The sequence below is a fragment of the Clostridium sp. NkU-1 genome, from assembly GCA_001312405.1.
The window spans coordinates 15,054-33,309 of record BBDR01000016.1; the positions used below are offsets into that span (position 1 = coordinate 15,054).

An 18,256-nucleotide genomic window follows, 5' to 3' on the forward strand; every position below is an offset into this window, starting at 1 on the left:
ATGGCATTAAATGCATTATTGTCACAGATAAAAGATACAAAAGACAATGCTTATATAAAAGTGAGGCCAATGCTAGAAGGAGCTGTAATTTCAGAAGAAGATATCTATAAATTTGGTATATCAGAAAACGTTAATGATTTACTACAGGCCTCCGTCTATTTCAAAGAAAAAAAATGGTGAGGTGCAATACTTCTGTCCCAAGATGTTACCTAAAGCAAAATACATTATTTTATCTGCCTCATTGTCACCAGAACTATACAGAGAATATTTCCGCGGTTGGTATGTTAAGGAATATCCAAGGCTGATAGCACAATATTCAGGTCGCTTATTGCAATATTCAGCTCATTCCATGAGCCGGAAAGATATATCTAGAAGAGGTTTCAAGGTTTTCCAGGCAGTTAAGGACATTTGTGGTGATATTCCAATAATAACATTCAAAGCACTGGGACAGGGGTATAATAAATATAATCTTCATTTTGGAAATACTGAGGGAATAAATGCTTTTACAGGTAAGAACATTGCTGTAGTAGGCACTCCACATAATACAGAAGCAGTTTACAAGTTAATTGCATGTCACTTAGGAATTGATGTTTGTGACGCACTGCATTGGCAAATAATAGAATATGGAGGCTATAAATTTGGGTTCACCACATACAATAATCCGTTATTACGGGAAATACAGCTCTATTTTATTAAAAGTGAACTAGAGCAGAGCATCGGGCGTGCCAGACTACTAAGGTTTCCGTGTACTGTTTACCTGTTTTCAGATTTTCCCTGTGAACAGGCTGAACTGATACAGGATGAATATATAAAAGATATTGAGCAGTGAGGTATATGAAAATAAGGTGTTTACGCGCCGTATTATAGTATCTTACTTTTTTTAATTGAAATAATAAAGAATATTGTTAAATGGCATATAGTTTGGGATAATCAGTTTGGATTTTAGAAAGCTGATTATATAAATAGAGAGCTAAAAAAACGGGGTTAAAGGTTGTTCTATATGCTTATTATGAATGCAGACATAGCTGCAATGCTAAATATAATGTGTTATATATACTGCGGGCTCTCAGATATAACTACAAAAGATAAAAGAAGCCTTCTTTTATTTTTTTAACTATATATTATATCGATGTATATCTGCAGCATGTCTGTATGAGGAACATAGGAACGTAGAAAACCGTAGTATGGGAAGCTGCGGTTTTTTTGTTGCCTTACAATATTATTGTGTAAGGATTGAAGCATCTGATTATATATTATTTATTTGATACTGTTATCTGCTGTCAGTATTAACAATATTAACAAGTAAGGAGGGGGATATGTAAGGTAATAGAATAGAAATCAGGAGGAAAAATAAGGAGAATGACAGAAGAAATAGTATTCGTGAAACTCTTATAATAGGAAGACAAAGGAGGAGGATTCATGGATGCAAAAGATTTTTATGGTATATACCGGGATCTGGCAGAAGTGTTTGGAGAAGAAATTACAATCCGTATTTATGAGCATCTTCATGGATTGCAGGTTACATTCCCAGTTAAGTTATATAGCAGATCGTATATAGAAAAACAGATAAAAGAACGCTATGACGGAACAAATGGAAAAACTCTGGCAAAAGAACTTGGGTATACAGAAAGATATTTCAAGAAAATCTTAATTACCGCTAAGCAGAGCGAGGGAATGTTTCCATAAGAATAAGGTATGGGAGAACTGAATAGAGGATGCCCTTCTTTGAGCTAGGGCTCAATATTTGGGCATCCTTTTATCTCATGATATTTTCCATACCACCCTGTTTATTTATAACAAGAGCATCTTAATTCTGAAAACAATAGAGTTTAAGTTTGATTTTTGAAGTCGTTTTCTATTTCCTCTAGTGCTTTTACAAAAGCCAGCACGGCCTTTATCTGCTCCGGATTCAATTTTTCTATTTGTAAAATGGCTTTTTTTATGGATATCTGATAAGGTCTTATTTTTTTCCTGACACTTTTAACTTGGGTTCTGTTCCGTACAAAATCCAGGCTGAACTGTATCCGTATTTTTCTTCAATTAATGTAGCAAGTGCCTGGGACATATTAGAGTTCCGCCCATTTAAGAGTGCAGATATGTAACTCTCTGTTACTCCGATCTCTCCAGACAAATCTTTTTGCTTTAAATGGTTTTCATCAAGTATCAACCTTATTCTTTCACTTAAATTCAAATTGGTCACCACCTTTGTTCAAAATAATATCATAGTAACTTAATTCAGTCAAGAATGTAAAGTTGACAACTAAATTCAATCATGATAAACTAAATTCAGTTTAGAATTCTTGGCTAAAAGGAGGGTATATGGAACCTACTGAGAAGGATATTGTAATAAAAAAGATTATAAATATGCCAGTAGAACAGGTGGAAAAGGTATTGATTTTTATTGCGGGCCTGGAGGCCGGCAGCGGTTTTAGTGGAGAGAAGAAAGAGGCAGACTAATAACAGGGTTAATGATACGTGAGGGAGGATCAACATGAGTGATACAAAAGATTTTTTTGATGGATTGGAAAAATCAGGGATCAAAGTCAATGAAAATCAAAAGAAAGCTATACGGGATAAACTCAATCAGGTACTGACCTATGAACCCAGAATCGGAGTGTTTGGTAAGACGGGAGTAGGAAAGTCCTCTCTTTGTAATGCATTGTTCGGCAGAGATATTTGTGCCATAAGTGATGTGGAGGCATGTACCAGAGATACAAAAGACGTTCTTTTGAACCTTGATGGCAAAAAGGGAATTAAGCTGATTGATGTTCCGGGTGTAGGAGAGAGCAGTAAGAGGGATATCGAATATAGGGAACTGTATAAAAAGCTACTCCCTGAGTTGGATTTAGTTTTATGGCTTATTAAAGCGGATGACAGAGCAATGGCTTCGGATGAACAATTTTATAAAGAAATTGTAAAGCCACATATTGATCAGGACAAGCCATTTTTCTTTGTATTGAATCAAGTAGATAAAATAGAACCATTTCGTGAATGGAATGAGGAAACGCACGAACCAGGACCGAAGCAATATCAGAATATTCATCGGAAAGCGGATGATGTTGCAGCATTTTTTGGAGTTGCATCCTCCATTATTGTTCCGGTTTCAGCCAATGAAAAATATAATTTGACAAAGCTCGTTGATGAGATGATCTATGCACTTCCGAAAGAAAAAAAGATTACTGTTTTTAATCAGGTAGATGAGAGATTTCAATCAATGGAAGCGGAGGTTGAGGTTAAAAAAATCTTTATTGGAAGTTGTTGGCGAGACTGTAGGCAAGGTAGTAGAAAAAACTGGAGAGGTTGTTATAAAACTTCTGGATAATGCAAAAGAAAGACTTGGTGATTTGCTTGGTAGGTTTTCATTTGGCAGAAGGGGAGGGTGTTATATTACAACCGCTGTATGCGAATTTTATGGAAAACCTGATGATTGCCATGAACTGACTCAATTCCGGAAGTTTCGAGACGAGTGGCTTGCCAAACAGGAAGGTGGAGATGAACTGATTCTTAAATATTATAAGTATGCACCTTCTATCGTAAAAAAGATTGATTCAAAAGAAGATAGGGAGAAGGTGTACAGAGCCCTTAATGAGACTTATATAATACCTTGTGTAAACTACATAGATCATAAGCTTTATGAGGATTGTAAAATTTTATATCTGGAGATGCTTGATGAGATGAGAAAGGTATTATAAGTGATGGAGTTAGATGTGAAAATAGAATATCTGGCTTCCATTGAGGAATTGATTGATAGGCACTCTGGTTTTGAGTTTTTGAAAAAAAGTAGATTTGAAGAATCAGAGTGCAAGCTGTTGGATTATAAATGGTATGCCATCACATGAGATACAGGTACTATTTCTAGGGAAAACGGGTTATGGTAAATCAACTACTATTAATCGACTAGTAGGTAGAGATGTACTTGAAACATCAGACATCGAGGTTTGCACCAGGTTCTACATTCTGTAGAATACAAAATTAATGAATCAGATTTTTATTTTTCCTTTAATGATTTTCCGGGGATTGGTGAAGAAGCACAGGCGGACATCAAGTATATGGAATGGTATAAAGAAATGCTTAATTACTCTCATTGTGTTGTTTATATATTGAGAGCAGATCAAAGAGACTATGCTTTAGATGAGGCTTTGTTTCATTCCTTGTTTCCCCAGAGATCAGATAAGGAAAAGGTGATTATTGCATTAAATTTTGCTGACAAGGTGGAGCCTCTAAATCGGATTGGGGAAATTACAGAGGAACAAAAGATAAATTTACAGAAAAAGATCAGAAGTATTAAGAGACTGTTTGGGACATCTCAAGTTATGTATTATAGTGCGTTGGATGAAATGAATTTTAATATTCTTGTAAGTAAAATTATTCAAGTTGTAAAGCGGGAAATAAAAACAAAATTGAATTAGTATAGGAACACATACAATACAGTTTAATAGATAAAACAGGAGGGGCGTAATATGTACTGCAGTAATTGTGGGAAACAATACGATGGAAATTTTTGCCCGGATTGTGGGTTTGCCTCACAAAATACTAACGAAAATTTTCAAAGTAGTAACAGTGAAGATCTTGGACTTAGTGATTCCAAGGAAAGTAATAAGGAATTTTCAGACAAGGCAATAGAGGGTGATGATTACGAGTTTAACGATTTAGAGAAGGTGATCAATAGGTTATGCAGCATTTTCGAAATTCCTAAACTGACGGAAGACCAGTACAGAAACACAATTATCAAAAGAACTCTGGCAGAATTTTTGTTATGTGTGCCTCTGGTGATTTGGCTATTCTGGTTATCATATATTTCTTATAAGAATGCTGGTTTTTTTAACAGCGGTTATTGTTTTCATATTGCTTTTTGTCGTTTTTACTATTGTTTGTTGGATCTTGGGATTGGGAAAATCTCAAAAAAAGGCTGGATAAATATGATCGGATTAAGAACGAAGTAGGAAAAGAAGCAGCTGTCCTTTCATTAGAATCAGGTCATAGTTTTAATCCAGGTTGTATTTTTGCGATTGCTTTGGTCTTGTTATTATTGGTTCTCATGTCATTTTGTTAAATGAAAAAGATTGTATTGAAATTTAGGGGGATTTTTAACAGGCATAGCAACGTAGTAAAAGGCAATGTAATGATTATAATTATTTGTATGCTTATGTATCTATGCAATGAACTCTATTTTAAAAGAAGTTTTAGCAGTATTTGGATACATGGATATTTTAATGATTGCTTGGCTGGGATTATTCTTTTAGCCTATGTCCAAATAGTATTTTTACTGTTTTTCACTAAAGAAATTTCATTTACACAAACAATAGTATTAGTGTTTTTTTCGGGGATTTACTGGGAGTTTATTGCACCATTATATAGATTGGAGGCAGTCACAGATTATAGAGATATTATTGCTTATGAGCTTGGTGGGATAATTTGCTTTATGATTAACAAAAGAATTATTGGGAGAAAAAAATGAAGTGTTTAAAATGTGGATATGAATTAAAAGATGGCGAGAAATTCTGCTCCGAGTGTGGTGAAAGGTCAGCAGAAAGCTGCCCCAAATGTGGGAAATTGTTGACAGAAGGGATGAAATTTTGTGTTAATTGTGGATACTCCCTTATACAGGAAAAGAATCAGATCATTCGGCCTGAAAGAACAAAAGAAAGCTTTATTGAAGAACTAAAACAGCTATCACAACGGGATAGCAACAGTAAAGCTGTTTTGGCAATGTTTGGAACTAAGATATTTAGTAAATATTTATATCCGTTCTTATTAGAGGGTGAAGAATTAGTTACCATGGATTTTATACAGTCAAAGCTGCTCTTTGCAAGACACAGGAAAGAATTTGTTGCTTTGACAAACCAGAGGGTTATTAAGTTTGAAAAAAATGAGATACTGCAAGCCCAGAATAGAGATCTGTTTCTTACCTGAACTAAAGACGGTTGATGCAGATGAACCTTCCAATGCGGTGACTGGTACTTTCGTAGGCGAAAAGCTCACTGTTAAATGTTTAGACAAGGAGATATGTATGCGTATGGTGGGGAAAGGATCAGCAAAAGGGTTTAAAGGCAGAATACTAGAAGAGAGGGAACGATCTGATACAGACCCTAGTATACGGAAAATTCCCAATAGTGAAATAAATCAGATAAAGAAAAAAACTGAGAAAAACAATAGGAAATCAGGAAGGAAAATTATTGGATTTGTATCTGTAGCAGTGTTCGTTGTCATTGCAGCAGTGATTATAGGAAGCGGGAACAGTACATATGAACTGTCAGGATATCTTCCTCTTGCCAGGGCTGACGTAATAAAGTTTATTAATAAACATCAATTGAAAAAAGATGAGACGGATAATATTTATAAAAATGATGAACTGGCAGTGGTGTTAAATGAAAATGGTAATATTGAGGTATTACTAATATCATCTGCAGATTATTCTCTTTATGGTTTGACGGTTGGCAGTGAATTCAATTTGGAAAGAGAAGGAAAACAACTGACAGAACATAATTACGGTTATATTGCGGATGTAGATAATACGATAATTTACGGAATAATGAGTGGAAGCGATATGCCAGGAGGGGACAGGCAGATTGGTATTGTATTAAATAATGAAGATTTGATAACGGAAATTTTATATATGGCTTCTGGCTCTCAATCTATCATGGACTCTATTAAGAGTATGGATAATGGTGAAATGGGTACAGAGGAATCCAAGAATGATTCTAGCTCAGTTTTAGATACTGGAAGAGAAAATAGTAACAGCGAAACTTTGGCGCCTCTGACGTTAGAAAAAGTGTTTGATAATTCAGTGTATATATCTGATACAACTGGTACTGGAATGATTTTAGGTAATAACAATAATGTTTCTTATATTCAGTTTTTTTAATCAATCCGGAATATTATGGGATGGAACGCTTGCAGGGTATGCACCTATGGAACATGGAGGGTTGCAGTTAAGAATGAACGGCTATGATTACCCTGCAGCAATTCAAAGCTGGATAGAGATCACATGGAGTTCTTCGGAACAGGCAGCATTTCCAGAGGTGCATGTGCAAGGTAACAATGGTATGGCGTATAGTGGAAAATATTCATTTTCTCATATGCTGACAGAGGAAGAAAAAAGACATGAGTACAGTTTCGAAAGGGGATCCATCAGATGAATATATTTTACCAGATAGTAATTCCAGATATATGGATGTAAATGATATAAACGGCATGTCCAAAGAGGAGTTACGTTTAGCCAGGAATGAGATATATGCAAGGCATGGGAGAATATTTAGCTCCTCGGATTTAAATGACTATTTTAATAGTATGGCTTGGTATGTTGGATGTGTATCTGCAGAGGAGTTTGATGATTCCGTTTTAAACGAGTACGAAAAATCGAATCTGGATTTAATTAAGAGCATTGAAGGAACAAAATAACAAAAGGTGAGGTACATACTATGAGAAAGAGATTTACATTATTAGCAGCAACCATTTGTCTGAGCAGTGTATTGTCTGCAATTCCTGTATATGCGGATAGTGATAACCAAGAATGGGATGAGACCTTTGAGACTGAAAGCAGTGATGGAGGGTACGATAATTCTGAGTCTGATGGACATTGGGTGCAGACAGAATCAGGTTGGGCTTATTATGACAACAATGGGAATATGAAAACTGGCTGGTTTAAAGATAAGGGATTTTGGTATTATTCTGATCCGAGTGGAATGATGATTGCCAATGCCTGGATCACTACCGGGGGAAACTGGTATCGGACTGCAGACGAAGGGAATTTATTGCAGGGCAGTTACAAAATAGAAACTCAGGATAACCGCTATTATAATGCGGATTCACTTCAATGGGAGAATTCAATTTTGTACACAGGAAAATATACTTTTGATGAATCTACTGGTTCTAGTACCAGTGATCCTAGAGAAAGGAAGTTTGATGGAAATTATACTTATGCTGGGGATGCAAAAGGTAATGCTCTTAATGTTGGGGATAAAGTTATATTGCTGGATTTGGCAGCAGGTGGATTGTATGGACCGTATGGTCAGGTAACAGCTATTGACGGTACTAATTTTCAGGTGTACTGGTATGATTACATAGATGTGCTGTATGGTGCATCACATATATATGAATTTTACTCGAGCAGCATGAGAGGGGTTTTTACCGGCGTGTATGACATTCCTTCTTATGGTTGGCACACATCAAATACGGCTTCTGGTATATATAAAAGGTAGTTTGGAAAATTAAAATAATTTTGATATATATTATCTCCTTGAATAAAAAAATCAAATTAATTCAAGGAGGTAATTTTTATGTCAGCAAATGTTGAAAGCATGTTTTACACGAGAGAAAAACCGTGGCATGGATTGGGGACAATGGTGCAGGAGGCGCCAGCCTCAGCGGAGGCTTTAGTACTGGCCGGACTGGATTGGAATGTAATTCAGCAACCGATTCAGACCAGTGAAGGAATAATGATATCGGGATTTCAGGCGAACATAAGGGAAACGGATAAGAAAGTGTTAGGTGTCGTTACAAATCGATATAAAGTTGTCCAGAACACAGATGCGTTTGCATTTACGGATCAACTACTGGGAGAGGGGGTTACGTATGAAACTGCTGGTTCTCTCCAGGGAGGGCACCGGATCTGGCTTCTTGCAAAACTTCCCCAGCGTTATATTATAAGTGGAGATGAACTTGAAACTTATATTGTGTTTATGAATGCGCATGATGGGGCAGGTGGGATAAAGGCAGCAGTTACTCCGATTCGAGTAGTTTGTCAGAACACTTTGAATTTGGCTTTAACAACAGCTAAGAGATCCTGGTCTGCAAATCATACTGGTAATATTGAGGGAAAGATGGAAGATGCAAGAGCTGCGTTACTTTATGCTGGTAAGTATATGGCCGAACTCGGTAAGGCAATTGATACATTAAGCCGTATAAAGATTACAGATCATCAGGTTTATGAGTACATTGATGCATTATTTCCTTTGCTTGAAGAGCCTACAGAACAGCAGCAGAAGAATTTGATGAGAATGAAAGAGGATTTAAAAATCAGGTATTTTGATGCTCCTGATCTGAAAAGTGTAGGATATAATGGCTGGCGCTTTGTGAACTCCGTGTCTGATTTCGCGACTCATGCAAAACCGATAAGAGAGAGGACGAATTATAAGGAAAGTCTTTTTTTCACGTACTATAGAAGGAAATGCAATGATTGATAAAGCTTATGAGTTGGTGATGACGAAGTGAGACATAGATGTAAAAAAATGGCTTGCAAATTAGGACTTAAAAACGAGATACAGAGAGCAAAAAAATGGAAAATCCTAAGTGAGTGCAGAGATTTTCTGCTTATGGTTCAGAATATGGATCCAGAGATACTTGATTTATTTGAGGGCCAGATTGAAGAATATCTGAATATGGGTGAACTTACAAAGTGCTATTTGAAGAATGTTCCCATGAGCGTATGCTGGTATGAGGGGCTTATTGACACAGAAATGTTACTAATGGAAATGAAAGACTATGTATTTTTATGAAATGATTCTGTTTTAGAATTGAAGTATGTGCATTGCTTGGGTATAATAAAAGTAAGTGAAAATCTGTGAAGGGAGAAATATGTAAATGACTGTTTCAGAAAGATTGAAAGTATAGAAGATTTTGCAGCTGCTATAAGACAAAAGTATCCACAGACAGATCAGTATAATGTCCTGATATTTGGCAGCTTTCTTACGGAACGCTATACAGATGAATCTGACATAGACATGGGTATTTTCTCTATGATACCCGGACTTACCTTTCGCCTATACTCCTTTACAAAAGATTATTTTGATCAATTACATATTGACAGTGATGTAGTACGTATGAAACTGTCTGAATCTCAATATATTAATATTTCCATTGTGACGGGACAGAAATATGCTGTAACAGATTATTGCCCTGAAATGTTAATTGATTATACAAAAAAAGATGATTGCACGCTATGGAGATAATCCTCAAGAGATGATTGTGAAACAGATGAGTCAGGAGGCGCCATTCTAGAAAATTAACTGATGAAGTAGCCGCTTTTGCTGACAGAAATGAGATTGTCCATGTATATGAGAATTTTAAAGGAAACATGGAAGCTGTACTGGAAAGTGTTAAGAACTACAGGGATGAGAATTAAATAATCATATTTTATGGAATTATTGCGAGAAAGAAAATATCCAGCAAAAGTAGTAGAAAAAAATAGTTATATAGATAGGAAGTATCTTGCTTAAATACTGGATGCTTCCTTTTTCTATGGAAAGGATCTAACGTATATGAAAAGTATGACTCAGGAAGAAAAAGTAATCAATATGATGAAACGGCCTATTCCCAAGAAAAAAAGTGGGAATTATAAAGCTAAAAATGATCCGGGAAGGAACGGCTGTCTATGGTACTCAGCGTTTTCATGAAGCAAAAGAGGCAGCAGATATCGTAAGGCCTCTTTTTGAATATTCAGATCGGGAAATTCTGATGGTTATGTCATTGGACTCGGCGATGACACCTGTAGCTCTGGAGGTTGTGGCAGTGGGAGGTGTGAGTGCCTGTGTGGTAGATACCCGGGATTTATTTAAGCATGCGATTCTTTCAAATGCTTCAAAAATTATTTGCTTTCATAATCACCCTTCCGGAGAGCCGAAACCAAGTCGGGAAGATTCTCATATCACAGGTCGGATCAAGGAAGCTGGGGTATTGCTGGGAATTGAATTGCTTGACCATATTGTGATTGGCTCAGAGGGCAGATATGTAAGTTTCCGGGAAGAAGGGATTGAGCCTTTTGGGATTGGGGGTGCGGCATGAATGTAGAGAAACACATTTTATTAGCTTTTATTTTGTATGATATATCCTCTAAAAGAGTTGTAAGCAGTTAACTGTCAGGGTATAATAGGAAGAGAAATGTTTTGTATGCTTCAATGATTTCATATTATCTTAGAGAGAATGTGGTGTTATGCCTGATCAGATGCAGAACTTACTTTTACAGTATGTGAAAGAGGTACAGAGAATATATGGAAGAGAGTTAAAATCAGTTATTTTGTATGGCTCCTATGCCCGTGGTGATTTTCATGCGAGTTCGGACATCGATATTATGATTCTGGTGAATGCCGATGAGAGTGTCATAAAGGAGAAAGGCCGTATGCTCTCGGATATCACATTTGACTTTAATTTGGATCATGATATGCTGATTATGCCAATCGTAAAAAATATCAGCCATTTTCAGTATTGGTTACAGGCAGATCCCTTTTATCAAAATATAAAAAAAGAAGGGATTGAACTGTATGTTGCATAATAAAACAAACTGGCTTTTAAAAGACATAAAGATACAATCGCATATTTTAATAAGTAATATGTAAAAACAGAAAAATTCCCCAGGGCGCTTGGAAGATAGTTCAGCAGAGCACAGGAAATTCGCCATGCCAGTGATTATGATGAGTTTTATATCGCATCAAGAGAAGAAGCTCAGGAGCAAATAGATGCAGCGGAATCATTTATGAATGCGGTAGAACAATATTTGAAAAGTTAAGATATGATATGGATTAGGGAGTACAGTTCATGTACTCTCTATAATTTTGGGCAAATTGGGTAAGGGGTGCTTTGCTGCTTGATAATTAATGACCGAAGAAAGGAAAATGTCATAATGAAAAAGTTAATTTCAACAAATGGCTTATCTCATGAAGAGTGGCTGAAATACAGAAAACAGGGAATCGGCGGGTCTGATGCAGGTGCAATCTGCGGTCTTAATCCTTATGTCAGCCTATGAGTGTTTTCTATGAAAAAACAAGATCAGAAGTAGAGGATTATGATAATGAATCCATGAGACAGGGGCGGGATCTGGAAGAATATGTGGCCCGGCGTTTTATGGAAGAGACAGGCTTAAAGGTACGGCGGTCCAATGCTATGTATCAGAGTAAAGAATATCCTTTTATGCTGGCAAATGTTGACCGCCTTATTTCAGGGGGAAATATGGGGCTTGAATGCAAAACAGCCAGCGCCTACAATGCAGATAAATGGACCGGAGATTCAGTTCCAGCTCATTATGAAATCCAATGTCATCATTATATGGCGGTGACTGGGGCGAGGGCCTGGTATCTGGCTGTTGTAATATTGGGAAGGGAATTTAAGTATAAGAAGATTGAACGTGATGAAGAGTTGATTCAAAATTTGATTGCCATAGAAAAAGAATTCTGGGAGGGGCATGTTTTGCCAGGAAATATGCCGGACCCCGATGGCAGTGATATTTCAAATGAAGTGATTAATCGGTATTTTCCAACGGCGCTTAAAAAGACGATTCCTCTTCCGTCACACTTAAATGAGCAGTTAAAAAGAAGGGAAGAAATCATTCTTTTGGCAAAGAAATTGACACAGGAGCAGAATCAGATTGAACAACAGCTTAAGCTTTATATGGGCGAATATGAAATGGCGTTTAATGAACACTATAAAGTTTCCTGGAGCAATGTGGATACGGTACGCATTGACAGTAAGCGGTTAAAAGAGGAACGACCGGATCTTTACCGGAACTTTGCCAAGAGCAGCCAGTCGAGGCGATTTACGGTCAGAGCTGCGTAATTGCTTGAGGTTTAAAGTTGTAGAGGCTCAAGTTTAGCACTTAACATAATGCTTGTTTTGCTCAATGAATAAATGCAAATTGTACATGTATCGTTATTACGTTATAATAATGTAATAAAATCATGACGAGGAGGCCCCACAATTGAAGCAGCCAGATCTTCATCTGATTTACAAAATAAGTATTTGGAGATATCAGCCTTAATGAGGGAATCCCAAGAACCAGTTTTTATTACGGTAAATGGTCGAGAGGATACCGTTTTGCTGAGCCATGTCCAGTATGGAAAAATGAAAACTGAACTGGAATTGTGGAAAATGCTGGGGGAAGCTCAGGCTGATGTGGATAACGAGAGTACTACTCCCATAAAGGATAGATTTTCAAATATCCGAAAAAAATCTTTTAGTTAGGAAATCTCATGACCTGTAATGTAATAAGAATATAAAGATGGACAGTCTGGTAAATGATTTGGTTTTTTATAAGATAGAAGAGCGGAATCAAACAGAATTATATATTCAGTCGTTGAATTCAGACGTGATTATGTTAATTTGATATTTTGAGTATTGATGAGAGGGATCATCTTGCTGGATGCAGGATGGTCCTTTTTAAATGGTTAAATAAACTAAAATGAAAGGAATGAGAAAATGTCAGATGTAAAGCAGGAATTAGAGAAGAGGGCGGCAGGCGGCGGAGGGCATAGCCAATCCGTCAGGCTGACAAAAAAATATGACAATCGTTGATATGGTTAAGGCCTTGGAACCGGAAATCAAACGGGCGCTTCCCAGTATTCTTACGCCAGAACGATTTACGCGTATGGCATTGTCTGCAATAAACAATACTCCTAAGCTGGGAGAATGTACTCCTATGAGCTTTATTGCGGCTTTGATGAATGCGGCTCAGCTAGGGCTGGAGCCAAATACGCCTCTGGGACAGGCATATTTAATTCCATATAAAAATAAAGGGGTATTGGAGTGTCAGTTTCAGCTGGGGTATCGAGGACTGATTGATCTGGCATATCGCAATGACAGGATGCAGAGTATTGAGGCACAGGTGGTCTATGAAAATGATGAATTTTCTTATGAGTTGGGACTTCATCCGTCTTTGACTCATCGTCCGTCTTTTGATGAGCAGGGAAAGATCCGGGCTTTCTATGCAATTTTCCGGCTGGATAACGGTGGTTTTCGTTTTGAAGTTATGAGCAAAAACTATGTGGATGCCTATGCCACCCGCTATTCCAAGGCTTTTACCTCGGATTTCAGTCCATGGAAAAATAATTATGAGGGGATGGCGAAAAAGACGGTGATTAAGCAGCTGTTAAAATATGCACCGATTAAGTCAGATTTTCAGAAAGCAATAACCTTGGATGAAACGGTGAAAACCCAGCTTTCTATTGATATGAGCGAGATCCGGAATGAGTGTCTGCCGGAAACATTGGAAAGCAGTGAGGTGGAATAAAAAAGAGAATTCGGAGTAATGGATACATTAAAAAAAGGCATTGGCTAAATGTTTGTGTACTTGTTGTATTCTGCCATGTTTCTACAATATAATGGATTTACTTATAAGAAAAGGGTTATGATATGTCAACGAATGAGACCTTGAAAATGTTATACAACGAATGCCTGAAATTAGATCTGGCTGAGGCTACACAGTTAATCCTTGAGGCAGAGACGGAAGAGGAACAGGAATTTTATTCCATAGTCAGTGACTTTGTTCTTCAGCAGAGGAAGAGAAAGGTAATTAGGGAGAATCGGTTTTGATAAAAAGATATTTTAAAGTTATGAGAAAGAAGAACCATTACGATGAAAGATAAGGATTTCAGTAATAAATTTTTGCTGAATGGATTTTGAATTAGAGTTGGACTATAGCCTCTTTATACTTATTTAACAAAGAATGGGCTGAGAGTCTCATTAATTTGCTTATGTAGTGACGATAGCAACAGCAGAAGAATAAATTGATTTTGCGAAGGAAGCATCAAGCAGATGCTTCTTTTTATGTGTATAAAATTAACCAATGGAGGAAAAGCAAATGGATTACAATCAGTTTTTGGAGGAAGTCAGAACAGCAGTACAGGAAAGATTAGGGAGCAATTATGAAATCCGCATTCAGAAGATAACGAAAAATAACGGAATTGTCCTGGATGGGCTGATTATCGGTAAAGCAAGTAAAAATATCGCTCCCACAATTTACTTAAATTCATATTATATGCATTATACCCATGGTATGTCCCTGGAGGAAATTCTGGAAGATATTATATCTGCGTATAAAGAGAGCAATGACGTATCTTTTGGTGATACGAGAGAATTCTTGAGTTTTAATAAACTAAGTGATAAGGTAGCTTTTAAGCTGATCCAGAGGGAAAAGAATCAAGAACTTTTAAAGGCGGTTCCATATATTGAATTTCTGGATCTTGCAGTGGTATTCTATCTGATTCTGGATGAGCATAAAGGAGGACAAATGACAGCTTTGATTCATAACTCTCATATGGAGACTTGGGGCGTGGAGAAAGAAGAACTGTATTGTCTGGCAATGAAAAATACCCCCATATTGTTGCCGTCGGAAATTAAAACAATGAAAGAGATTATGTGTGATATATTGAAAGGACATATAGAGGAATTGGAAATGGGGAGATAGTAGATGATCTGCTTGATTTTGATTCGCAGAAGCCAACCTTATATGTCCTTTCAAATATAAAACAGATTAACGGTGCCGGGTGCATTTTATACGATGGGTGTTTGAAAAATTTCGCTGATTCTCAGAATTCCGATATTGTTATATTGCCGTCCAGCTTGCATGAGACTATTTTGGTTCCTGATGATGGGCAGTTAGATTATGGGGAACTTCGGAAAATGGTTAGCGAGATAAATGAAAGTGATGTGCCGGAGGAGGATGTGTTGTCTGATAGGGTTTATAAGTATTCTTGGCATGATTGTAGTATTAGTCTTATAGAATAAAATTAGATTATTGTATGTCATTAATTGCTCCTATGGGTGAAAACCATAGGAGCAATATGCAGAATAAATTTATTTTATATAATAAAATGGATAGAAGTGTTATGATGGGGGGTAAAGTATGTTATAATGTTTACAAGCGTGCGGCTATGAAATTATCATGCTGATTTTTACTAGTAAGTGAAAGCAAGTTGCTGCTCGCTTTTATAAGTTTATAGAGATACAGCAGGTAATGACCATTGGCTAGGGTTAAACCAATTGTATGTGCCGAGTCCCTAGAGGCGGAGCCGTAATGCTAGGTTTAAGCGTAAGTCAGGGAGCAACAGTACAGAAATGCAAATAAAATGATAAACCGGAAAATGATTATATATTGGTAACTGGCCGAGAAGCCACTAAGACCGTAAAGGCAAGGGATATGACTTAACCCCGGTCTGAGAACCTGTTGAGGTTGTAGAAAAACCGAAGAAGGGTATGGAGATCAAAATGAGAAAACGAGTGAGGAATACAAATACGTAGCGGAAATATAGTACCTTAGAAGGCAGTAATAACGCTGGAGAGATTGTGTTCATAAAAATTTATAGTAAAGTTATACTATTTCTCAGAGGTAATTAACTTGAAGGATATGGACAGAGAAGATATAATAGGGTTATTATAGGAATAGGCTGTATATGGTTTTTTGGTTTCAAAATATTATAGGTATCTTTTGAAGTATGGAAAGTAAATCTTTAGAACAGGCGAGGTGTATAAGATGAAAAGAGTATATTTGCCGAACTTAAGAAAAATAGTTGTTAACAATTATTCGTTATATACACAGAATCCAACTTTTGAATTTTCTTTTAAGGAAGGTATTAGTGCAGTTGTAGGAGCAAATGGTATAGGTAAGACGACTTTTGTCAATATGATTATTTATGCATTAATTGGATTTAGAGATGAAGAAAGCAAATCCAGGAAAGTTAATTCTATTCGTGATGCAACTTTAAAAGATATTAACTTTTTTTAAAGACAGAATGAATTATAACTTTGATAGTGGTATAAATGAGTTGGCATCAGTCGAGTTAGAATATAGTTTGGGTAATGTTAATATTCATATTCAAAGAAGCCTGTTTAAAGATGAAATACAAGAGTTAATAATAAATGATAAAAATATTGAAAACGCAGATAATAAAGATTATAAACAAATTATATGCCAGTATTCTGGGTTAACAGATTTTGATGATTTTGGGAAAATTGTAAGTGAATTTTTATTTTTTTGATGAAAGAAGACGTAATATTGCTTGGGAAGTAGATATGCAGGATTATTTGTTAAAAGTTTTGCTCTTCGATGAGGAATACTTTGTAAAGTTTAAAGATTTGGAAGATAAGATTATTCAGGAAGATACTAAAGGAAGGCATAAGAGTGAAGAGCGTAGAATAGCAGAGGAATCTTATGAGGAGTTAATAAAAGCACAAAAGGAGCTTATAGATGAAATAAAAGTAGGAACTAATGTTGAACAGGAAGAAAAATTAGATAAAGAGCAATTAAAGATTAAAAGAAATAATATTACTGGTAAAATTGATAATTTGGCTTATGATATAAGTTTGATTCAAGAAGACCTTGATAGTCTGATTTTAGATTTAAATAATATTGAGGGAGAATTAACGGCTTCGTCTGTTAAATGTGATGTAATTAAAGAAGAAATAAGAAAGAAGGAAGCTTCATTATATAAAAGTATATATAGCAAAATGCCTGATTATTATTATACATTAGAAAAGAATTTATTATCTGATGGAAAATGTCTTGTGTGCAATTCTAAGTCAAATAATTTGAAGATAGAGGCTATAAGGAAAAAAAATAATAATGAATGTTTTATTTGTTCGAGTAAATTATCCACTGTAGAAAAATTTAGTAATAAGGATATTGAAATATTAAATGAATTAAATTTACAAAAGGAAAAACAGGAAAATAGAAATCAAAATTTATTGAGCCGTTTAAATGATTTGACTAATAAAGTTAATGAAGTTAAACAAAAACAGTATACAAAAAAAACAGAATTGGATTCATTACAAAAGCAAATGATAATTATAGAAAACGAAATAGATCGTACTGATGACAATTACAAGACAGATACATATAATGAAATATTAAAAAAAATAAAGAAAAAAATTATAGAAAGATTGGGACAAGAAAGTAAAGAAGCATATGCTAAGCGTGATGAATATAAAAATGATTTAAATAGCTATACACAAAAATTTAAATCACTTATGAGTCATTTAACCGTGGAACTATCTAGTTATTTTAATAAGTATGCAAGTACATTTATAGGTTTAGATTGTGAATTAACGGTTTCTGAAAAGGTTATAAGGAAAATTCCGCACATAGTTTATATACCCAAAATAGCAAACCAAATAAGAAAAGATATATGGTCAGTATCAGAATCACAACGTTTTTTTTTAGACCAAGCTTTTAGAATGGCAATAATTGATTATTTACAAAAGAACATTAGTGATTTTTCTTCCTTCTTTATTACAGAGACACCTGAGGGGAGCTTAGATGCAGCATATGAAAATCAAGTTGCAGAGATGTTCTCCATTTTTGCGCAATCGGACAATAAAATAATTTTCACCTCGAATTTAAATAGTTCTAATTTTTTATATGATATTTTTTTCTAGACTCAATAGGGAAGAAAGGCCTTTGAGAATTCTTAATATGTTAGAAAAAAGGTAATCTTACACGAGTACAAAAGAAAAGTTTGGATAAACTAAGTGATATATTAGATAATATTATGGA

The 18,256-nt window shown here is 35.7% G+C and carries 29 protein-coding genes; 28 read left to right on the forward strand and 1 reads right to left on the reverse strand.

Annotated elements, in window-relative coordinates:
* The 3 genes from JCM10519_RS19435 to JCM10519_RS19445 all read left to right on the forward strand — a co-directional run bounded on the left by JCM10519_RS19435 (nucleotide 1) and on the right by JCM10519_RS19445 (nucleotide 1,686).
* Entirely contained in the window at nucleotides 1-180 is a 180-nt protein-coding gene (locus tag JCM10519_RS19435) for a hypothetical protein (RefSeq protein WP_347844840.1), read from the forward strand.
* A complete protein-coding gene (locus tag JCM10519_RS19440; protein WP_347844841.1) occupies nucleotides 134-829 on the forward strand; it encodes a hypothetical protein in 696 nt (231 codons plus the stop codon). The genes JCM10519_RS19435 and JCM10519_RS19440 overlap by 47 nt, the downstream gene beginning before the upstream one ends.
* 590 nt (nucleotides 830-1,419) lie before the next feature.
* A complete protein-coding gene (locus JCM10519_RS19445) occupies nucleotides 1,420-1,686 on the forward strand; it encodes a Mor transcription activator family protein (RefSeq protein WP_054741244.1) in 267 nt (88 codons plus the stop codon).
* 274 nt (nucleotides 1,687-1,960) lie between these two features.
* Here the strand turns inward: JCM10519_RS19445 and JCM10519_RS19450 are convergent, their stop codons facing one another.
* On the reverse strand, nucleotides 1,961-2,191 hold the full coding sequence (locus tag JCM10519_RS19450; protein WP_054741246.1) for a helix-turn-helix domain-containing protein: 231 nt from the start codon (nucleotides 2,189-2,191) through the stop codon (nucleotides 1,961-1,963).
* A gap of 128 nt (nucleotides 2,192-2,319) precedes the next feature.
* Here JCM10519_RS19450 and JCM10519_RS32115 point away from each other — a divergent pair, with 128 nt between their 5' ends.
* The 25 genes from JCM10519_RS32115 to JCM10519_RS19560 all read left to right on the forward strand — a co-directional run bounded on the left by JCM10519_RS32115 (nucleotide 2,320) and on the right by JCM10519_RS19560 (nucleotide 18,138).
* Nucleotides 2,320-2,457 carry a hypothetical protein gene (locus JCM10519_RS32115; RefSeq protein ID WP_347844842.1) on the forward strand — a complete coding sequence of 46 codons (138 nt, stop codon included), beginning with the start codon at nucleotides 2,320-2,322 and terminating at the stop codon, nucleotides 2,455-2,457.
* 34 nt (nucleotides 2,458-2,491) lie between these two features.
* Complete coding sequence (locus tag JCM10519_RS19455; RefSeq protein ID WP_054741248.1) at nucleotides 2,492-3,322, forward strand: GTPase; 831 nt, start codon at nucleotides 2,492-2,494, stop codon at nucleotides 3,320-3,322.
* The gene (locus JCM10519_RS19460; RefSeq protein ID WP_347844843.1) at nucleotides 3,249-3,692 is read left to right on the forward strand and encodes a CFI-box-CTERM domain-containing protein; all 444 of its coding nucleotides are present in this window, start codon (nucleotides 3,249-3,251) and stop codon (nucleotides 3,690-3,692) included. Before JCM10519_RS19455 ends, JCM10519_RS19460 begins: the two co-directional genes overlap by 74 nt.
* Entirely contained in the window at nucleotides 3,693-3,839 is a 147-nt protein-coding gene (locus JCM10519_RS32120) for a hypothetical protein (RefSeq protein WP_347844844.1), read from the forward strand.
* Nucleotides 3,826-3,963: a GTPase gene (locus tag JCM10519_RS32125; protein ID WP_347844845.1), complete on the forward strand. Its 138-nt coding sequence runs from the start codon at nucleotides 3,826-3,828 to the stop codon at nucleotides 3,961-3,963. Before JCM10519_RS32120 ends, JCM10519_RS32125 begins: the two co-directional genes overlap by 14 nt.
* Nucleotides 3,964-4,049: 86 nt before the next feature.
* Complete coding sequence (locus JCM10519_RS19465; RefSeq protein ID WP_347844846.1) at nucleotides 4,050-4,409, forward strand: hypothetical protein; 360 nt, start codon at nucleotides 4,050-4,052, stop codon at nucleotides 4,407-4,409.
* Between the two features lie 51 nt (nucleotides 4,410-4,460).
* Nucleotides 4,461-4,943, forward strand: coding sequence for a hypothetical protein (locus JCM10519_RS19470; RefSeq protein WP_054741251.1), 483 nt, complete (start codon nucleotides 4,461-4,463; stop codon nucleotides 4,941-4,943).
* 511 nt (nucleotides 4,944-5,454) lie between these two features.
* Entirely contained in the window at nucleotides 5,455-5,913 is a 459-nt protein-coding gene (locus JCM10519_RS19480) for a zinc-ribbon domain-containing protein (protein WP_054741253.1), read from the forward strand.
* Nucleotides 5,861-6,865 (forward strand): hypothetical protein, encoded by a 1,005-nt coding sequence (locus tag JCM10519_RS19485; protein WP_347844847.1) that lies wholly within the window; start codon nucleotides 5,861-5,863, stop codon nucleotides 6,863-6,865. The genes JCM10519_RS19480 and JCM10519_RS19485 overlap by 53 nt, the downstream gene beginning before the upstream one ends.
* 73 nt (nucleotides 6,866-6,938) lie before the next feature.
* Nucleotides 6,939-7,139 carry a hypothetical protein gene (locus JCM10519_RS19490; protein ID WP_347844848.1) on the forward strand — a complete coding sequence of 67 codons (201 nt, stop codon included), beginning with the start codon at nucleotides 6,939-6,941 and terminating at the stop codon, nucleotides 7,137-7,139.
* A complete protein-coding gene (locus JCM10519_RS19495) occupies nucleotides 7,105-7,401 on the forward strand; it encodes a YARHG domain-containing protein (protein ID WP_054741256.1) in 297 nt (98 codons plus the stop codon). The genes JCM10519_RS19490 and JCM10519_RS19495 overlap by 35 nt, the downstream gene beginning before the upstream one ends.
* 20 nt (nucleotides 7,402-7,421) lie before the next feature.
* Entirely contained in the window at nucleotides 7,422-8,201 is a 780-nt protein-coding gene (locus JCM10519_RS19500) for a hypothetical protein (protein ID WP_054741257.1), read from the forward strand.
* 78 nt (nucleotides 8,202-8,279) lie between these two features.
* Nucleotides 8,280-9,182, forward strand: a complete 903-nt coding sequence (locus tag JCM10519_RS19505; RefSeq protein WP_347844849.1) for a DUF932 domain-containing protein — start codon at nucleotides 8,280-8,282, stop codon at nucleotides 9,180-9,182.
* 132 nt (nucleotides 9,183-9,314) lie between these two features.
* Nucleotides 9,315-9,497 carry a hypothetical protein gene (locus JCM10519_RS19510; RefSeq protein ID WP_347844850.1) on the forward strand — a complete coding sequence of 61 codons (183 nt, stop codon included), beginning with the start codon at nucleotides 9,315-9,317 and terminating at the stop codon, nucleotides 9,495-9,497.
* Between the two features lie 829 nt (nucleotides 9,498-10,326).
* Nucleotides 10,327-10,782, forward strand: a complete 456-nt coding sequence (locus tag JCM10519_RS19515; RefSeq protein ID WP_347844851.1) for a JAB domain-containing protein — start codon at nucleotides 10,327-10,329, stop codon at nucleotides 10,780-10,782.
* 148 nt (nucleotides 10,783-10,930) lie between these two features.
* Nucleotides 10,931-11,269: a nucleotidyltransferase domain-containing protein gene (locus tag JCM10519_RS19520; protein WP_054741259.1), complete on the forward strand. Its 339-nt coding sequence runs from the start codon at nucleotides 10,931-10,933 to the stop codon at nucleotides 11,267-11,269.
* Nucleotides 11,270-11,617: 348 nt separating this feature from the next.
* Nucleotides 11,618-11,740, forward strand: coding sequence for a YqaJ viral recombinase family protein (locus JCM10519_RS32130; protein ID WP_347844852.1), 123 nt, complete (start codon nucleotides 11,618-11,620; stop codon nucleotides 11,738-11,740).
* On the forward strand, nucleotides 11,737-12,546 hold the full coding sequence (locus JCM10519_RS19525; RefSeq protein WP_347844853.1) for a lambda-exonuclease family protein: 810 nt from the start codon (nucleotides 11,737-11,739) through the stop codon (nucleotides 12,544-12,546). The genes JCM10519_RS32130 and JCM10519_RS19525 overlap by 4 nt, the downstream gene beginning before the upstream one ends.
* 141 nt (nucleotides 12,547-12,687) lie before the next feature.
* On the forward strand, nucleotides 12,688-12,951 hold the full coding sequence (locus tag JCM10519_RS19530) for a type II toxin-antitoxin system Phd/YefM family antitoxin (RefSeq protein WP_054741260.1): 264 nt from the start codon (nucleotides 12,688-12,690) through the stop codon (nucleotides 12,949-12,951).
* A 316-nt stretch (nucleotides 12,952-13,267) separates the two neighbouring features.
* Entirely contained in the window at nucleotides 13,268-13,996 is a 729-nt protein-coding gene (locus JCM10519_RS19535) for a recombinase RecT (protein ID WP_347844854.1), read from the forward strand.
* A 146-nt stretch (nucleotides 13,997-14,142) separates the two neighbouring features.
* Complete coding sequence (locus JCM10519_RS19540; RefSeq protein ID WP_347844855.1) at nucleotides 14,143-14,298, forward strand: hypothetical protein; 156 nt, start codon at nucleotides 14,143-14,145, stop codon at nucleotides 14,296-14,298.
* 268 nt (nucleotides 14,299-14,566) lie between these two features.
* Nucleotides 14,567-15,172: a DUF5688 family protein gene (locus tag JCM10519_RS19545; RefSeq protein WP_054741262.1), complete on the forward strand. Its 606-nt coding sequence runs from the start codon at nucleotides 14,567-14,569 to the stop codon at nucleotides 15,170-15,172.
* 1,065 nt (nucleotides 15,173-16,237) lie between these two features.
* Nucleotides 16,238-16,489 carry an AAA family ATPase gene (locus JCM10519_RS19550; RefSeq protein WP_054741267.1) on the forward strand — a complete coding sequence of 84 codons (252 nt, stop codon included), beginning with the start codon at nucleotides 16,238-16,240 and terminating at the stop codon, nucleotides 16,487-16,489.
* A gap of 40 nt (nucleotides 16,490-16,529) precedes the next feature.
* Nucleotides 16,530-16,742: a hypothetical protein gene (locus tag JCM10519_RS19555; RefSeq protein WP_347844856.1), complete on the forward strand. Its 213-nt coding sequence runs from the start codon at nucleotides 16,530-16,532 to the stop codon at nucleotides 16,740-16,742.
* Nucleotides 16,723-18,138: a hypothetical protein gene (locus JCM10519_RS19560; RefSeq protein WP_054741270.1), complete on the forward strand. Its 1,416-nt coding sequence runs from the start codon at nucleotides 16,723-16,725 to the stop codon at nucleotides 18,136-18,138. The genes JCM10519_RS19555 and JCM10519_RS19560 overlap by 20 nt, the downstream gene beginning before the upstream one ends.
* Nucleotides 18,139-18,256 lie beyond the last annotated feature (118 nt).

What these genes read in the sequence shown, in the direction of transcription:
- JCM10519_RS19435 (WP_347844840.1), top strand. Translation starts at nt 1, where the DNA reads ATGGCATTAAATGCATTATTGTCACAGATAAAAGATACAAAAGACAAT.
- JCM10519_RS19440 (WP_347844841.1), top strand. Translation starts at nt 134, where the DNA reads ATGATTTACTACAGGCCTCCGTCTATTTCAAAGAAAAAAAATGGTGAG.
- JCM10519_RS19445 (WP_054741244.1), top strand. Translation starts at nt 1,420, where the DNA reads ATGGATGCAAAAGATTTTTATGGTATATACCGGGATCTGGCAGAAGTG.
- JCM10519_RS32115 (WP_347844842.1), top strand. Translation starts at nt 2,320, where the DNA reads ATGGAACCTACTGAGAAGGATATTGTAATAAAAAAGATTATAAATATG.
- JCM10519_RS19455 (WP_054741248.1), top strand. Translation starts at nt 2,492, where the DNA reads ATGAGTGATACAAAAGATTTTTTTGATGGATTGGAAAAATCAGGGATC.
- JCM10519_RS32125 (WP_347844845.1), top strand. Translation starts at nt 3,826, where the DNA reads ATGCCATCACATGAGATACAGGTACTATTTCTAGGGAAAACGGGTTAT.
- JCM10519_RS19465 (WP_347844846.1), top strand. Translation starts at nt 4,050, where the DNA reads ATGGAATGGTATAAAGAAATGCTTAATTACTCTCATTGTGTTGTTTAT.
- JCM10519_RS19470 (WP_054741251.1), top strand. Translation starts at nt 4,461, where the DNA reads ATGTACTGCAGTAATTGTGGGAAACAATACGATGGAAATTTTTGCCCG.
- JCM10519_RS19480 (WP_054741253.1), top strand. Translation starts at nt 5,455, where the DNA reads ATGAAGTGTTTAAAATGTGGATATGAATTAAAAGATGGCGAGAAATTC.
- JCM10519_RS19490 (WP_347844848.1), top strand. Translation starts at nt 6,939, where the DNA reads ATGAACGGCTATGATTACCCTGCAGCAATTCAAAGCTGGATAGAGATC.
- JCM10519_RS19495 (WP_054741256.1), top strand. Translation starts at nt 7,105, where the DNA reads ATGAGTACAGTTTCGAAAGGGGATCCATCAGATGAATATATTTTACCA.
- JCM10519_RS19500 (WP_054741257.1), top strand. Translation starts at nt 7,422, where the DNA reads ATGAGAAAGAGATTTACATTATTAGCAGCAACCATTTGTCTGAGCAGT.
- JCM10519_RS19505 (WP_347844849.1), top strand. Translation starts at nt 8,280, where the DNA reads ATGTCAGCAAATGTTGAAAGCATGTTTTACACGAGAGAAAAACCGTGG.
- JCM10519_RS19510 (WP_347844850.1), top strand. Translation starts at nt 9,315, where the DNA reads ATGGTTCAGAATATGGATCCAGAGATACTTGATTTATTTGAGGGCCAG.
- JCM10519_RS19520 (WP_054741259.1), top strand. Translation starts at nt 10,931, where the DNA reads ATGCCTGATCAGATGCAGAACTTACTTTTACAGTATGTGAAAGAGGTA.
- JCM10519_RS32130 (WP_347844852.1), top strand. Translation starts at nt 11,618, where the DNA reads ATGAAAAAGTTAATTTCAACAAATGGCTTATCTCATGAAGAGTGGCTG.
- JCM10519_RS19525 (WP_347844853.1), top strand. Translation starts at nt 11,737, where the DNA reads ATGAGTGTTTTCTATGAAAAAACAAGATCAGAAGTAGAGGATTATGAT.
- JCM10519_RS19535 (WP_347844854.1), top strand. Translation starts at nt 13,268, where the DNA reads ATGACAATCGTTGATATGGTTAAGGCCTTGGAACCGGAAATCAAACGG.
- JCM10519_RS19540 (WP_347844855.1), top strand. Translation starts at nt 14,143, where the DNA reads ATGTTATACAACGAATGCCTGAAATTAGATCTGGCTGAGGCTACACAG.
- JCM10519_RS19545 (WP_054741262.1), top strand. Translation starts at nt 14,567, where the DNA reads ATGGATTACAATCAGTTTTTGGAGGAAGTCAGAACAGCAGTACAGGAA.
- JCM10519_RS19550 (WP_054741267.1), top strand. Translation starts at nt 16,238, where the DNA reads ATGAAAAGAGTATATTTGCCGAACTTAAGAAAAATAGTTGTTAACAAT.